Genomic DNA, 14028 nt, shown 5'->3' with positions numbered 1-14028 from the left:
CCCGTTGCTCTCCATCTCCAGCTGCTGGAGATAGTCGGGAAACAGCGCCAGCCGCTCGTCATAAGCGAATACGGCGCGGGTCTGGCAGCCGCGCACCCTTGCGTAATACTGGTCGGCGAAGGCGGCGCGCAGGCACAGGTTGTCGCGCCTGTCGGTATTGGCGAAGTGCGCATCGACCGCCGCCGCACCATCGAGCATCGCGGCGAATTCTTCCCACCCGGCGGCCAGCGCGACCGGGAAACCGATGCTCGACCAAAGCGAATAACGCCCGCCGACGCTTTCCATGAAGGGCAGCACGCGCGTCTCGTCCACACCCCATTCCACGGCGCGTTCGGGATCGGCGGTCAGCGCGATCACGCGCCCGTGCGGATCGTCGACGCCGTTCTCTCGCAGCCAGCGCATGGCACTGTCCGCATTTGTCATCGTCTCGATCGTGGTGAAGGTCTTGCTCGCCACCGCGACCAGAGTCGTCGACGGATCGCACGCCTCGAATGCGGCTTCCAGAGCGACCCCGTCAATGTTCGAGACCACGTGGCAATCGACATAGGCCAGGTCGCGCGTCAGCGCGTCGATGGCGAGCGCGGGGCCGAGCGCGGAGCCGCCGATGCCGATGTGGATCAGGTGGTTCACGTCGCCCAGCGCATTCTCGCGGATCGCCTCGACCAGCATCTGCATACGCGCCCGCAGTGCCGCTGCTTCCTCGACACTCGCCTCGCTGCCGAAACCGCGCTGCGCGGTATGTTCGGCGGCGCGGCCCTCGGTGACGTTAATCGCTTCGCCCGCAAACAGCGCGGCGCGCTTGCTCTCGAACCCGCTGGCTTCGGCCAGCGCCTCGAACGCATCGAGCATTTCGTCGGTCAGGTGCGTCTTGGACCAGTCGAAGCGGATGCCCGCCGCGTCCTCTCCCTGTCCCCAGCCGATCCGGCCCGAGAGGCGCTCTACGCGGTTGTCATCGCGGGCGAACAGATCGCCGAGCGTCGCCTCGGACAACGCATTAATCCGATCCCATGCCGCCGTCCTGCTATCGCTCATAATCGCAAAATCCTGTTGCCTGCCTGCCTGCAGCGCCTAGGTGCTGTGGCGATGGATGAAAAGGGCGAAGCAGCTACGGATAGGTATGCCGAGGGCACGGCGCGCGGCGGCAAGCTTTCCAGCCTGCTCACGCTGGTCTTCGTGGTCATGCTGCTGGCGCTAACGGTGCGCACCTTCGCATTCTCGCTATTTACGATCCCGAGCGAGAGCATGATGCCGCGCCTGATGCCGGGAGACACCATCGCGGCGAAGAAATGGCCGTTCGGCTATTCCAGCAATTCGCTGCCCTTCGACCTGCCGCTGATTCCCGGCCGGTGGCTCTCGGCCCCACCCGAACGCGGCGATATCGTGATCTTCAAGCATCCGGTCGATGGCACCGACTACATCAAGCGCGTAATCGGCCTGCCGGGCGACGAGGTGGAACTGCGCGATGGCTACGTGCTGCTCAATGGCCAGCTGCTGAGCCAGGCGGGCAGCGACGATGCCATCGTGCCCGTCAGCCCCAATTCCCCCTGTGCGTGGGGTGGGCGCGAGGAGGCGCGGCCTGCTGGGGGGGCGGACTGCCGCTACCGCCGCAATCGCGAATACCTGCCTTCGGGCGTCAGTTACGAAGTGATCGACTACGGGCGCACTGCGCAAGACAATTGGGGCCCGCGTACCGTGCCGGAAGGCACGATGTTCGTGCTGGGCGACAACCGCGACAACTCGATGGACAGCCGCTTCCCCGCCGTGCCCGGTGGTGGGGTCGGCTTTGTCGGCCAGGATCGGCTGGTCGGCCAGGCAGGCGCGGTCTTGTGGTCCACCGATGGTTCGGGCCGATGGCTGAACCCCGGCACATGGTTTACCGGCATGCGGCGCGACCGGACGGGCCAGCCGCTGTAATGGATGCGAAGGAATGAGTGACTGGGCACAAACGCAAGCATGGCTCCGTGACGCAGGCTTCGTCGCAAAAAACGAGGCGCTGTGGCTGGAGGCGCTGACGCACGGCAGCGTGGGGGGCGCGCACGACTATCAACGGCTTGAGTTTCTTGGGGACCGCGTGCTGGGCCTCTCGATCGCCGAATGGCTGTTCGAAACGCAGGCCGATGCGGCGGAGGGCACGCTTGCCCAGCGTCTCAACGCACTCGTCAGCAAGCACGCCTGTGCCCGGGTGGCGCGGCGGATCGGCGTTTCCGAGCATGTGCGGCTGGGCCGACAGGCGCGCGACGATGGCGCGACGGAAAGCGACAATATCCTGGGCGACGTGATGGAATCGCTGCTGGGCGCACAATTGCGCGAGGCCGGTTTCGACAGCGCGCGGGATCTGGTGCGCTCGCTCTGGGCCGATGCCGTAGAAGGGGACACGGGGCGCGCCAAACATCCCAAGTCAGCGCTTCAGGAATGGGCTGCGGGCAACCGGCGACGTCCGCCGGAATATGCGCTGGTCGACCGTTCCGGCCCCGATCATGCCGCGCGTTTCACCGTGCGAGTCACGGTGCATAATGTGGGCGAGGCCGAGGCCACCGCCAGCAGCAAGCAGGAAGCGGAAACGGCGGCGGCCAAGGCCTTTATGGAGCGCCATGGGTAGCGCACGCTTGCGCTGGCCGTGAGACAGGCTCAAGGCGAGCGTGATATGACTGATACGAATGAGAATGCCGTCATAAGCGGCGAGGAAAAACAGAAATGCGGCGTGGTTGCCGTGCTGGGCGCGCCCAATGCGGGCAAGTCCACGCTGGTGAATGCGCTGGTGGGCCAAAAGGTCGCGATCACCAGCGCGAAGGCGCAGACGACCCGCGCGCGGATGCTGGGGATCGCGCTGCATGAAAGCGAAAATGCGAACACGCAGATGATCCTGGTCGACACGCCCGGCATCTTCGCCCCGCGCCGGCGGCTCGACCGCGCGATGGTGAGTGCCGCGTGGGAAGGCGCGGAAAGCGCGGATGCGGTCCTGCTGCTGGTCGACCCGATCAAGCAGCGGCGGCACGAGCTGGAACCGCTGGTCGAGCAACTGGCGAGCCGTCCAGAGCGCAAGATCCTGGTGCTCAACAAGGTCGACAAGGCGAAGAAGGAACCGCTGCTGGCGCTGGCGCAGGAGCTTTCGGGCAAGGTCGATTTCGTGGAAATCTACTTCATCTCCGCGCTGACCGGCGATGGTGTGGCGGAGTTGAAGGACGCGCTGGCCGGGATGATGCCCGAAGGCGTGTGGATGTATCCCGAGGACCAGGTCTCCGACGCGTCCGAACGCCTGCTCGCCACCGAGATCACGCGCGAACAGCTCTATCGCCAGCTGCACGAGGAACTGCCCTACGACTCCATGGTCCGGCCCGAGAAATATATCGAGCGCAAGGATGGCAGCGTGGAAATCCACCAGCAGATCGTGGTCGCGCGCGATAACCAGCGCGCCATTGTGCTGGGCAAGGGGGGCAGCCGGATCAAGGAGATCGGCAAGGCCGCGCGCGAGGAGCTGAGCGAAATCCTTGGCCGCAAGGTGCACCTGTTCCTGCACGTCAAAGCGACCGAGAACTGGTCCGAAGACAAGGAAATGTTCGAGGAAATCGGGCTGGACTGGGTGCGTTAAGGCTGAACTGGGTTATGCTGCGCCCGCCAGATTACCGGGATAGGAGAATGACCATGCGTATCGCCGCTATCGCTGTAGCCGCTTCCCTGGCGTTGACCGCGTGCACGACCTACCCCGAAGAAGAAGAGCCGGAAACCGCCTCCTGCGGGTATGACAGCCGCAACTGGCAGGCTACCATTGATCGCATGCCGGGGCCGGGAGCGCAGCCCATGCTGCATATAACCGGCGAAGTCGACATGCCGACGCCCGGCTACACGGTCCGCCTCGTGGCAGGGCCTGCCGACCGCATGATGCCCCCGGGCCTGCATTTCCGGTTCGAATCCGAGCGACCGGACGGCATCGTGCCGCAGGTGATCGCACCCACCAAGGTCGAGTACCGCGAGCAGACGCCCTATTCGGAGATCCGCCGCATCATCATCGGCTGCGGCGACGAGACGCTAGCAACGATCTCGCCTGTTCCGGTGGTTCAATAACCTACACGCGTCACGGGTCGGAGGGGCCGCTGCTACCGCTTCTTGGCGATGGCAATCTTGTTCTTCTTGGCGAAGTCCTTGGTCGATTCCTCGCTGCGGTTCAGTGCCTTGGCGATCTGCTTGAGGCCCTGCCCCTTGGCGGCCAGCGTTCGCAGCTGCCCCGCCTCGTCAGCCGTCCAGGGTTGTTTGTGCCGCTCGAACTTGTCCTTCGCCATGATTTGTTTCCTTTTTCCCTCTCCCCGTGCGGGGAGAGGATAGCGCAGATTGCTCCGCAAGGAGCTAGCGGAGCTTGGTGAGGGGCGAACCACCCTGACAGCCTGGTAGCCCCTCTCCAACTACGGCCAGGTCGCTCCGCTCCGGGCCTTCGTGTCCTCTCCCCGTTCGGGGAGAGGAGCTATTTCTTCGCGGCTGGCTTCTTGGCCGCTGCCTTCTTTTTCGCCGGAGCCTTCTTCTTGGCCGGAGCCTTGCGCTTCTTTTTCGCGGGGCCCTTGGCGACGCGGGCATCGATCAGCGCGATGGCCTGCTCATCGGTCACATCCTCGGGCTTCACGTCCTTGGGGATGGTCGCGTTGGTCGTACCGTCGGTCACGTAGGGGCCGTAGCGGCCGGGCATCACCTTCATCTCGGCGTCGGAGGTCGGGTGCTTGCCCAGCACCTTGATCGGCTCCGCCTTGGCGCGCCCGCGCCCGCCCTTCTGCGCCGCTTCGGCGAGCATCGTGACCGCAGCGTTCATCCCGGTCTCGAACACATCCATCGTGCCGGAAAGCTTGGCGTACTTGCCATCGTGACGCAGGTACGGGCCGTAACGCCCGAGATTGGCTTCGATATCCTTGCCCGTTTCCGGGTGCTGGCCGACGATTCGGGGGAGCGACAGCAGCTTCAGCGCCATCTCCAGATCGAGCTCGCCAATATCCTTGGGGATGCTCGACCGCTTGGCTTCCTTGCCTTCGCCCAATTGCAGGTACGGCCCGAAGCGGCCCGTCTTGCGCTCGACCGGCAGACCGGTTTCCGGGTCGTTGCCGAGCACCGCATCCTCGGCCACGTCGTCGGCATCCGCACCCGGTTGCGCGAAGCGGCGGGTGAACTTGCACTCGGGGTAATTCTCGCACGCCACGAACGCGCCATAGCGTCCACCGCGTAGGTGCAGGCGGCCCCCGCTGCGGCCTTCCTGGTCGCATAGCGGGCAGAAGCGCGGGTCCTTACCGTCCTCGCGCTCGGGGAAAAGATAATCTGCCAGGAACGTGTCGAGCACCGCCGTGATATCCGACGGTTTCTGCTCCATCACCTCGTCGGACTTGGGTTTGAAATCCTTCCAGAATTCTTCGAGCAGCGCCTTCCACTCGGCGCGACCGCCGGAGACATCGTCCAGCTCTTCTTCCATGCCAGCCGTGAAGTCGTAGGCGACATAGGTCGGGAAGAACCGCTCCAGGAATGCCGTGAGAAGCCGCCCCGATTCCTCTGCAAAGAAACGATTTTTCTCCATCCGCACATAGTCGCGATCGCGCAGCGTCTGGATGGTAGAGGCGTAGGTGGAAGGCCGCCCGATCCCGAGCTCCTCCAGCTGCTTGACCAGCGATGCTTCGGAGAAGCGCGGCGGCGGCTGGGTGAAGTGCTGGTTCGCCTCGACCGACTTGCGCGCCGGCGCATTGCCTTCGCGCATATGCGGCAGCAGGCCACCGTCATCGTCGTCATCCCCCTTGCCGGAGGCGTCGTCGAAACCTTCCTGGTAGACTGCGAGGAAGCCCGGGAACTTCACCACCTGCCCGGTCGCGCGCAGCGAATGCTGCCCGCTGCCCTCGGTCAGCGTGACCGTGGTGCGTTCGAGCTGCGCGGTCGCCATCTGGCTGGCCAGCGCACGCTTGAAGATCAGGTCGTAGAGCCGTGCCTCGTCGCCCGAACCTGCCTTGTCCTTGCGGAAATCGGTCGGCCGGATCGCTTCGTGCGCTTCCTGAGCATTCTTCGCCTTCGTCTTGTAAAAGCGCGGTTTTTCCGGGCGATATTCGGCAGAGAACCGCTCCGCAATCGCATCGCGGCAGGCATTGATCGCGCTGCCGTCCATGCTCACGCCATCGGTACGCATGTAAGTGATCGCGCCCGCTTCGTAGAGCGATTGCGCGCACCGCATCGTGTGGCTGGCCGAGAAGCCGAGCTTGCGTGCGGCCTCCTGTTGCAGGGTGGAGGTGGTGAACGGCGGCGCGGGATTGCGCTTGACCGGCTTGGTCTCGATCCCCGCGACGGTGAAGCGCCCTTCCTCCACCGCCGTCTTGGCGGCCATTGCGCTGCCCTCGTCACCCAGCGTCATCTTGTCGAGCTTCTTGCCGTCCAGCGTCACCAGCCGCGCGGTGAACGCGGTGCCGTCATGCTCGAAACTGGCGATGATCGACCAATATTCTTCGGCCTTGAACGCCTCGATCTCGCGCTCGCGATCCACGATGATGCGCAGCGCGACCGACTGCACGCGGCCGGCGGATTTCGCGCCGGGCAGCTTGCGCCACAGCACGGGCGAGAGCGTGAAGCCGAACAGGTAATCGAGCGCGCGGCGCGCCAGATAGGCGTCGATCAGATCCTGGTCGAGCGCACGCGGGTTCTTCATCGCCTCGGTCACGGCGGGCTTGGTGATTGCGTTGAAGGTCACCCGGTCGACATTGGTCGGCAGAGCCTTGCGCTTCTTCAGCAGGTCCATGACGTGCCAGCTGATCGCCTCGCCCTCACGATCGGGGTCGGTCGCGAGGATCAGGCGGTCGGCGTTCTTGGCGGCATCGGCAATGGCCTTGACCTGGCTGCGTTTGCGCTGGTCGGAGTAAATCTCCCAGTCCATCGCAAATCCTTCGTCCGGGCGCACGCTGCCATCCTTGGGTGGCAGGTCGCGGACGTGGCCGTAACTGGCGAGGACCTTGAAGTCCTTGCCGAGATATTTCTCGATGGTTTTCGCCTTGGCGGGGGATTCGACGATGACGAGTTGCATTGGGTGGGGGCATTCCTTCGCGTGTACGTACGCGCGAGAGTGGGAATCGGTTATGCGGTTCGTCAAGCGGGTGAATGTAAGATATCTGTGCGGGGAGCTTGGGGAGTCGACCAGTGAAGGCAATTCGGACATTAATGGGGCTGCTCGCGATATTTGCGGCGGGTGCGGTTTTCGGGCCAGTAGTTATCGCCGCCATTTCTGCTCTGCATGACGAGGCGGTCTACCCCGAGGAAAGGGCGGAAAGGCTTCTGCTAGCTTACGAAGCCCGTCCGCTCGATTCCCCCCGCCCTCTTTTAAGGATGATGCCGAGTCTTGACGGAGCAGAATGCGGCTACGACCCTCGGCGATTGTTCACAGACGATGAGGCGGATCCCAGAACCTTGGGCTCCCTAGTCACAAAGCCAGGATTTTCTGACTATGAGGGCTATTACGCTCTCGGAAATTGGTCAGCAGACAGCCGCAGCCGAATTTATGAAGCGGCACTGGTGAAATATGTCACTGATAATTATTCGAACTTTCAAGTGGAATTTCTGCACTCGTGCATCAAGGAGACGTTTTTCAGCGCAGCTTGCAAGAGCCAGGTCGAGCATATGACAAACGGCTTCGATTATCAGATGACGGATATAGAAGAGTTTGCGCAATTTCCCGCAGCAGGGAATGAGACCGATGTGGTCTGCACTTACTTGGATGCTGTCGCTGCGCGTCGCGGGATCGCCATTCCGAAGCGCGATTAGCCCTACTCGAACACGTCCGCCACGCTGGTGTCGCCCGGCGCAACGAGGTGGAACACCGCGATGCTGAAGGCGAGGCTGGCCGCATTGGTAAATGCTTCGAGGAAGCCCGATGCGGCGACCGCTACCGCCAGCATCGGCGACAGCACCTCGTCCGAACTTGTGGCAAACCCTAGCCCGCCGATAACCCCGCTTACCATCACGGCCAGCACTACCAGCACGATCCACATCAGCAGTCCTGCTCCGAAGATCGAGAGGCCCCGTCCTTCGGTCGCTTCCCAGCTCGCGCCCAGGCTCCCGCGGATGCCGTGCTCGCCGTTCATCACGAAGCCATTGGCAGCGGCCCATCGCACCAGCAGGATGATGCCCGGTATGATGAAAAGCAGGAAGCCGAGTACTGTCGCGATCGTGGCGAGGATACTCAGGCCGAGAAAGCTCCAGAAACGTGAACCACCGCGCATCGGGCGTCCGACCGCCGCCATCATCTCTTTCAGCAGCAGGTAGGCTGCGATCACGAACAGGACGATATTGGCGAGCCCGAAAACCCCTTCCATCATGCTGGCCGATTGCGTGTCGAAGCCGCCATTGGTCCACTGTGCCGTGATGAAATTGTCATCGACCGAGGCGAGCCCGAACAGCCCGCCGATGCCGGAAAACACGCCGAGCACGAGCACAAAGATTATCACCGCACGCCCGGCCCCGCCCATGACATCGACCGTCTGGCTCAGGATCCCGCCTACATCCGCTTCACGTTCCATCGATTCCCCCCTGTATTCCCGGTCACGAGCCTAGATCGCAGATCAGCCGTTGGAAAGGCTGACCTTCCCACCGGCATGCCTCGCCAGCCGTCCGGCGATTTCCAGCTCCAGTAGTGCCAGCTGCACCGCCGCGGCGGGTGCGCCGGACTGGCGGATCAGCTCGTCCACTGGAACCGGGGCACTGGTGAGCAGGCTGGCAATGTCGGCAGGTTCAGCCTCGGCCAGGTCCTCGGGCGCAGCATCGTAGGCACTCACCGGCTCGCGGAATGTCGAACGCGGTGCGCCATCGAACGAACTGAGCAACTCGACCACGTCGGCGGGCTCCTGCACCAGTACCGCACCTTCACGGATGAGGTGGTTGCACCCGTGGCTGCGCGCGTCGAGCGGACTGCCGGGGATCGCCATGACCTCGCGCCCATATTCGCCCGCCAGCCGCGCGGTGATGAGGCTGCCGGACTTGACCGCCGCTTCCACCACCAGCGTGCCGAGCGCGAGGCCCGCAATGATCCGGTTGCGGCTGGGGAAGTGACTGCCGCGCGGCTCTGTGCCGGGAGGCTGCTCCGCAATCAGCAGGCCTTCGCTCGCAATCCGCTCCTGCAAATCGGCGTGCTGCGGCGGGTAGGCAATCTCGATACCGCTCGCGATGACGCCAATGGTTTTCGGGAGAGCGCCCTCGTGCGCCGCTCCGTCGATCCCGCGGGCAAGGCCCGAAGCCACGACAAAGCCCTCTGCCGATAGCGCCTGTGCGAACTCGCGCGCGATCTTCACTGCCGCCGCGCTGGCATTGCGCGCACCGACCATCGCGACCACGGGCTTGCTGGCCAGCAACAGGTCCCCGCGATAGGTGATGACCGGCGGCGCACCCTCGCACTCCGCAAGCGCCTGCGGGTAATCCGGCTGGTCGTGGAACAGGTAGCGCGCACCGTGACGCTTCACCGCGTCGACTTCGCGCCGGACCGCGTCTTCCTTCGCCAACTGGTGATGCCCGCCGCCTGCCCTGGCGAGGTTGGGCAGTGCCTCGACCGCCGCCTCCCCGCTGCCATAGCGCGCCAGCAGCTGCGCGAAGGTGACAGGGCCGATCCGGGGGGACCGCAGCAGGCGGATGCGCGCAAACGCTTCTGCCTGGGACAATTGGCTCACTTTTTCTCGCCGACCTTGGGTTCCTCGCCGCGCATCAGCCGCCCGATATTGGCCCGGTGCTGGACGAGCACGATGGCGGCAATCGCGACCAGCGGCCAGATCACCTGCGGATAGCCCATTGCCCAGGCGACGAGCGGCGCCAGCAACACAGTTGTCATCGAAGAGACCGAGGATATGCGGCTGAGCCAGAGCGTCGCTGCCCAGATCGCGGCGCATACCAGCATCACCGGCCATGCCAGTGCGAGCAGCGCCCCGGCAGCGGTCGCGAAGCCCTTGCCCCCCTTGAAGCGCAGCCACGGCGTCCAGCAGTGCCCGGCCACGGCCGCGACGGCAGCGATACCTTGCGCCAGCGTACGCTCCTGCCCGCTCCCGTCGAGCGCGAAGACCATCCCGACGACGATTACCGGCAGCGCACCCTTGGCGGCGTCGAGCAGCACGGTCGCCGCTGCCAACTTCTTGTTACCGGTACGCAGCACGTTCGTCGCGCCGATGCTGCCGCTGCCGATGCTGCGGATATCGCCCAGCCCTGCAGCGCGCGTCAGCAGCAGGCCGAAGGGGATCGATCCCAGTGCGAAGGCTAGCAATCCTGCGAATAGCAGTTCCAAATCAATAACCCCGTTCATGCTGAGCTTGTCGAAGCATTGCACTTCTTTTAGCGAACCCTCGCGATAAAGAAAAACAGCCCTTCGACAAGCTCGGGGCGAACGGGTTTGATAGATTTGCGCGATTCCGCCCCCATCTTGATCTTCGATTCCGGCGTTGGCGGGCTGACCATCCTTGCCGAGGTACGCAAGAGCCTTCCGCAAGCCCCGGTGATCTATGCCGCCGATTTTGCAGGCCTGCCCTACGGCACCAAGAGCGAGGCGGAGGTCGCCGCGCGCGTGTGCGGCCTGCTGGGCCGGATGGCCGAACGCTACCAGCCGCGCCTCATCTGCATCGCCTGCAACACCGCCAGCACGATTGCGCTGGGCATGGTCCGCGAGGTGCTCGAAATCCCGATTGTCGGCACAGTCCCTGCGATCAAGCCTGCCGCACTGACCACCAGCAGCGGCACGATCGGATTGCTGGGGACCGGCGCGACCGTGCGCCAGCCCTATGTCGACCGGCTTGAAGCCGAATTTGCCAGCGACAAGCGACTGATTCGCCACGCCGCCGATGCGCTGGTGCCTTTGGCGGAGGCGAAGCTGCGCGGTGAAAGCCTGCGCGCAGGCGCTCTCACACAGGCGGTTGCCGGGCTGCGTGATCACCCCGATGCGCGCAATCTCGATACGCTGGTGCTCGCCTGCACACACTTCCCGCTGCTGGCGGACGAGTTGCGCGAGGTGTTCGGCGCGCGGGTCCAGCTGGTCGATGGGGCGCAGGGGATCGCGCGCAGGATCGCGCACCTGACGCAGGGGCAGGCGATGGAGCGAACGCAAGACGATTACGCCATCGCGACGGGACCCATCGCCAGTCTCGAAGCGCTTTCGGCCACCCTTGCCCGATATGGGCTCAAGCAACTGTCTCGCTTCTAGAAGTTGCGATCCATTCGCAAAGATCGCGCTGGAAACTGCGGTTTTTGCAGCCTAAACGGGCGCCATCGTGATCACCTACGACCGCATATTCGACCAGGCGATTGATCGCCTACACGAGGAAGGCCGCTACCGCGTCTTCATCGATATCCTGCGCAACAAGGGCGCCTACCCTAATGCGCGCTGCTTCCACGGGCATAACGGCCCCAAGCCGATCACCGTGTGGTGCTCCAACGATTACCTCGCGATGGGCCAGCACCCCAAGGTGGTCGAGGCGATGGAAGAGGCGCTGCACGATGTCGGCGCGGGCTCTGGCGGCACGCGCAATATTGGCGGCAACACGCACTACCATATCGAGCTGGAAGCCGAGCTGGCGGACCTGCACGGCAAGGAAGCTGCGCTGATCTTCACCAGCGGCTATGTGTCGAACGACGCGACGCTCTCCACCCTCGCCAAGCTGCTGCCCGGTTGCGTGATCTTCTCGGACGCGCTCAACCACGCGAGCATGATCGCAGGGATCCGTAATTCGGGCTGCGCCAAGCGTGTGTTCCGCCATAACGACCTCGAACATCTCGAAGAACTGCTGGCGGCGGAGGACCCCGAAACGCCCAAGCTGATCGCCTTCGAAAGCGTCTATTCGATGGATGGCGACGTCGCGCCGCTGCACGCGATCTGCGACCTGGCCGACAAGTATAACGCGCTGACCTATTGCGACGAGGTCCATGCGGTCGGCATGTACGGCGCGCGCGGTGGCGGCATTTCGGAGCGTGACGAGGCGGCGCACCGGATCGACATCCTCGAAGGCACGCTGGGCAAGGCCTTCGGCGTGATGGGTGGCTACATTGCGGCGGACAAGCGGATCGTCGATTGCATCCGCAGCTATGCGCCCGGCTTCATCTTCACCACCTCGCTTTCGCCGGTGCTGGTCGCGGGCGTGCTCGCAGCGGTGAAGCACCTCAAGGCATCGAGCGAGGAGCGCGACGCGCAGCAGGCCTCTGCCGCGCTGCTCAAGCAGATCATGGCCAACGCGGGCCTGCCCGTGATGGACTCCACCACGCATATCGTGCCGCTGATGGTCGGCGACCCGGTGAAGGCCAAGCGGATCAGCGACATCCTGCTGGCCGAATACGGCATGTATGTGCAGCCGATCAATTTCCCGACCGTGCTGCGCGGAACGGAGCGCTTGCGCTTCACCCCCGGCCCTGCGCACACCGAAGAGATGATGCGCGAACTGGTGAGCGCGCTGGTCGAGATCTGGGAACGGACCGAGCTGGAACTGGAGCTGCGGCAGGCGGCCTGATGGCGGATACTGCCGACCCCGATTTCCGGCACGACACCCCGCCCGAACTGCAGGCCATGCTCGATGGCGACGAGGCACTTTCCGCAAAGTGGGACGCGCTGACCGAGCTTGGCCGCAACGAGTGGATCTGCTGGACGATCTCCGCCAAGCAGGAAGCTACGCGAGAGAAACGCCGCGCGCGGCTGCACGAAGAAGTTCTGGACGGGAAAACGCGCCCTTGCTGCTGGCCCGGATGCCCGCACCGGCGTGAGTCCGCCCGCAAGTTTGTCGACGCGTAACGCACGCCGATCAATCTGCGATGGAATTGCGTCTGCGTCGCTCTAAATGAGCGAAATGGAGTTCCTGCATTCACCCCGGTTCCGCGAGAACATGCCGCTGTACGGCGTGCTTGCGATTCTGGTGCTGGCCTTCGCCACGCTGGCGGTCGCTGGCGCACGAGAACCACAGCAGCCGGTAGAGGCACCGGATACGCCGCTCGACACGCCATTAACCGCTGAAAGGCTCCCGGCCAGTGGCGAGGAAGAGGGCCTTCTCCAATCCGAGCTTGACCCCACAGATGCGGTAGCGCGCAATGCCGCCGTCGAGATCGTCGAAGGTGGGCCCGGCGCCGCGTCACCCTTCGCCTTCGCGGGCAACAGCGCCGATCGCGCACGCGCACGCGATTGCCTTGCCCTCGCGGCCATGGCGGAGGCAGGCTATGGCGCTGTCGACCAGCGTGCCGTCATGCAGGTGATCCTCAACCGGGCGCGGCATCCTGCCTTCGCCAACACCGTGTGCGGCGTGGTCTTCCAGGGATCGCATCGCCCGACCGGATGCCAGTTCAGTTTCACCTGCGACGGATCGCTCGCCCGGACCTACCCCGATGCGCAATGGCGGCTCGCGCGCGAGCGCGCGGACGAAGCGCTGGGTGGCCGGGTCGAGCCCCTGGTGGGCGACGCCACCCATTACCATGCGAATTACGTGTTCCCCTGGTGGAGCGACCAGCTGGACAAGATCGCCGTGGTCGGCCCGCACCTGTTCTTCCGCTGGCGGGGGTTCTGGGGCACCGGCAAGGCGATGTCCGTGCGCTATCGCGGGGGGGAGCCCGATCCGATGGCACTGCGCACCACGGCGCAGGAGGTGGATCGCCCAGCCGACCTGCTCCCCAGCCTCGTCGGCGACAGCAAGGCCGTGCGCAGCATCACCGCGCAAACCGCCGGGGTCACGGACACATCCTCCGCGACTCCAGCCCCCCAGCCCGGCTCCGCACCGTCCTCACCGGGTCCGGGCGCGCATTTCGTGCTCGTGAGTGCGGCCGACGATCCGGCTGCGATCATAGAGCGCGCACGCACGTTGTGCCCCGGCACGCGATTCTGCCAGGTCTATGGCTGGAGCGACGCGGGCGCGATCCCCACCGAACTGCCGCTGTCGGGCGAGGCACGACGCCAGCTGCGCTTCAGCTATTTGCCCGCGCGCAGCGGTAACCCGGAAGCGATCTATTTCGATTGCCGCCTGTTCGCCGATGCTGCCGGGGGGCGCTGCCTGCCGAATGCGCGGCCCTGACCCGGCAGGCCATTACCTT

Annotated in this window: 15 protein-coding genes; 9 read left to right on the top strand and 6 right to left on the bottom strand. The window is 64.6% G+C overall.

The window, feature by feature from the left end:
• Positions 1-1032 (bottom strand): glucose-6-phosphate isomerase (locus ACEQXE_RS02215; RefSeq protein ID WP_370177253.1); only part of this gene is annotated, 1032 nt, incomplete at its 3' end.
• A gap of 51 nt (positions 1033-1083) precedes the next feature.
• Here ACEQXE_RS02215 and lepB point away from each other — a divergent pair.
• Genes lepB through ACEQXE_RS02195 form a run of 4 tightly spaced genes read left to right on the top strand, consistent with a single transcriptional unit; the run spans position 1084 to position 4062 of the window.
• Positions 1084-1914 (top strand): signal peptidase I, encoded by an 831-nt coding sequence (lepB, locus tag ACEQXE_RS02210; RefSeq protein ID WP_370177252.1) that lies wholly within the window; start codon positions 1084-1086, stop codon positions 1912-1914.
• A 13-nt stretch (positions 1915-1927) separates the two neighbouring features.
• On the top strand, positions 1928-2599 hold the full coding sequence (gene rnc / locus ACEQXE_RS02205) for a ribonuclease III (protein WP_370177251.1): 672 nt from the start codon (positions 1928-1930) through the stop codon (positions 2597-2599).
• Between the two features lie 45 nt (positions 2600-2644).
• On the top strand, positions 2645-3589 hold the full coding sequence (gene era, locus ACEQXE_RS02200) for a GTPase Era (RefSeq protein WP_370177250.1): 945 nt from the start codon (positions 2645-2647) through the stop codon (positions 3587-3589).
• A 47-nt stretch (positions 3590-3636) separates the two neighbouring features.
• Complete coding sequence (locus tag ACEQXE_RS02195) at positions 3637-4062, top strand: hypothetical protein (protein WP_370177249.1); 426 nt, start codon at positions 3637-3639, stop codon at positions 4060-4062.
• Positions 4063-4094: 32 nt separating this feature from the next.
• Here the strand turns inward: ACEQXE_RS02195 and ACEQXE_RS02190 are convergent, their stop codons facing one another.
• Together ACEQXE_RS02190 and topA are read right to left on the bottom strand one after the other, a co-directional pair.
• Positions 4095-4277: a hypothetical protein gene (locus ACEQXE_RS02190; protein ID WP_370177248.1), complete on the bottom strand. Its 183-nt coding sequence runs from the start codon at positions 4275-4277 to the stop codon at positions 4095-4097.
• A gap of 179 nt (positions 4278-4456) precedes the next feature.
• Positions 4457-7027, bottom strand: coding sequence for a type I DNA topoisomerase (gene topA, locus ACEQXE_RS02185; RefSeq protein ID WP_370177247.1), 2571 nt, complete (start codon positions 7025-7027; stop codon positions 4457-4459).
• A gap of 113 nt (positions 7028-7140) precedes the next feature.
• Here topA and ACEQXE_RS02180 point away from each other — a divergent pair, with 113 nt between their 5' ends.
• Positions 7141-7761, top strand: coding sequence for a hypothetical protein (locus tag ACEQXE_RS02180; protein WP_370177246.1), 621 nt, complete (start codon positions 7141-7143; stop codon positions 7759-7761).
• 2 nt (positions 7762-7763) lie between these two features.
• On the opposite strand, the gene ACEQXE_RS02175 is transcribed toward ACEQXE_RS02180, so the two are convergent.
• Genes ACEQXE_RS02175 through plsY form a run of 3 tightly spaced genes read right to left on the bottom strand, consistent with a single transcriptional unit; the run spans position 7764 to position 10279 of the window.
• A complete protein-coding gene (locus ACEQXE_RS02175; protein WP_370177245.1) occupies positions 7764-8516 on the bottom strand; it encodes a hypothetical protein in 753 nt (250 codons plus the stop codon).
• Positions 8517-8558: 42 nt separating this feature from the next.
• Positions 8559-9656, bottom strand: coding sequence for a DNA-processing protein DprA (gene dprA, locus ACEQXE_RS02170; RefSeq protein WP_370177244.1), 1098 nt, complete (start codon positions 9654-9656; stop codon positions 8559-8561).
• Positions 9653-10279: a glycerol-3-phosphate 1-O-acyltransferase PlsY gene (gene plsY / locus ACEQXE_RS02165; RefSeq protein ID WP_370177243.1), complete on the bottom strand. Its 627-nt coding sequence runs from the start codon at positions 10277-10279 to the stop codon at positions 9653-9655. The genes dprA and plsY overlap by 4 nt, the downstream gene beginning before the upstream one ends.
• A 96-nt stretch (positions 10280-10375) precedes the next feature.
• On the opposite strand from plsY, the gene murI reads away from it, so the two are divergent.
• From murI to ACEQXE_RS02145, 4 genes are all read left to right on the top strand, one after another.
• Complete coding sequence (gene murI / locus ACEQXE_RS02160) at positions 10376-11170, top strand: glutamate racemase (protein ID WP_370177242.1); 795 nt, start codon at positions 10376-10378, stop codon at positions 11168-11170.
• A gap of 70 nt (positions 11171-11240) precedes the next feature.
• Positions 11241-12467 carry a 5-aminolevulinate synthase gene (hemA, locus tag ACEQXE_RS02155; RefSeq protein WP_370177254.1) on the top strand — a complete coding sequence of 409 codons (1227 nt, stop codon included), beginning with the start codon at positions 11241-11243 and terminating at the stop codon, positions 12465-12467.
• The gene (locus ACEQXE_RS02150) at positions 12467-12745 is read left to right on the top strand and encodes a YdeI/OmpD-associated family protein (protein ID WP_370177241.1); all 279 of its coding nucleotides are present in this window, start codon (positions 12467-12469) and stop codon (positions 12743-12745) included. Before hemA ends, ACEQXE_RS02150 begins: the two co-directional genes overlap by 1 nt.
• Positions 12746-12791: 46 nt before the next feature.
• Positions 12792-14009, top strand: a complete 1218-nt coding sequence (locus ACEQXE_RS02145) for a cell wall hydrolase (protein WP_370177240.1) — start codon at positions 12792-12794, stop codon at positions 14007-14009.
• The last annotated feature ends 19 nt before the right edge of the window (positions 14010-14028 follow it).

This window comes from Alteriqipengyuania sp., from assembly GCF_964222115.1.
In the GTDB taxonomy this organism is placed as follows: Bacteria; Pseudomonadota; Alphaproteobacteria; order Sphingomonadales; family Sphingomonadaceae; genus Alteriqipengyuania.
The sequence above is the reverse complement of the archived record's forward strand: the minus strand, read 5'-3'. Positions and strand labels throughout refer to the sequence as shown.

Excerpts from the sequence above, each read along its gene's own strand:
- plsY (WP_370177243.1), bottom strand. The coding sequence starts at position 10,279 with ATGAACGGGGTTATTGATTTGGAACTGCTATTCGCAGGATTGCTAGCC.
- ACEQXE_RS02145 (WP_370177240.1), top strand. The coding sequence starts at position 12,792 with ATGAGCGAAATGGAGTTCCTGCATTCACCCCGGTTCCGCGAGAACATG.
- ACEQXE_RS02175 (WP_370177245.1), bottom strand. The coding sequence starts at position 8,516 with ATGGAACGTGAAGCGGATGTAGGCGGGATCCTGAGCCAGACGGTCGAT.
- ACEQXE_RS02195 (WP_370177249.1), top strand. The coding sequence starts at position 3,637 with ATGACCATGCGTATCGCCGCTATCGCTGTAGCCGCTTCCCTGGCGTTG.
- era (WP_370177250.1), top strand. The coding sequence starts at position 2,645 with ATGACTGATACGAATGAGAATGCCGTCATAAGCGGCGAGGAAAAACAG.
- topA (WP_370177247.1), bottom strand. The coding sequence starts at position 7,027 with ATGCAACTCGTCATCGTCGAATCCCCCGCCAAGGCGAAAACCATCGAG.
- ACEQXE_RS02190 (WP_370177248.1), bottom strand. The coding sequence starts at position 4,277 with ATGGCGAAGGACAAGTTCGAGCGGCACAAACAACCCTGGACGGCTGAC.
- lepB (WP_370177252.1), top strand. The coding sequence starts at position 1,084 with ATGGATGAAAAGGGCGAAGCAGCTACGGATAGGTATGCCGAGGGCACG.
- rnc (WP_370177251.1), top strand. The coding sequence starts at position 1,928 with ATGAGTGACTGGGCACAAACGCAAGCATGGCTCCGTGACGCAGGCTTC.
- ACEQXE_RS02150 (WP_370177241.1), top strand. The coding sequence starts at position 12,467 with ATGGCGGATACTGCCGACCCCGATTTCCGGCACGACACCCCGCCCGAA.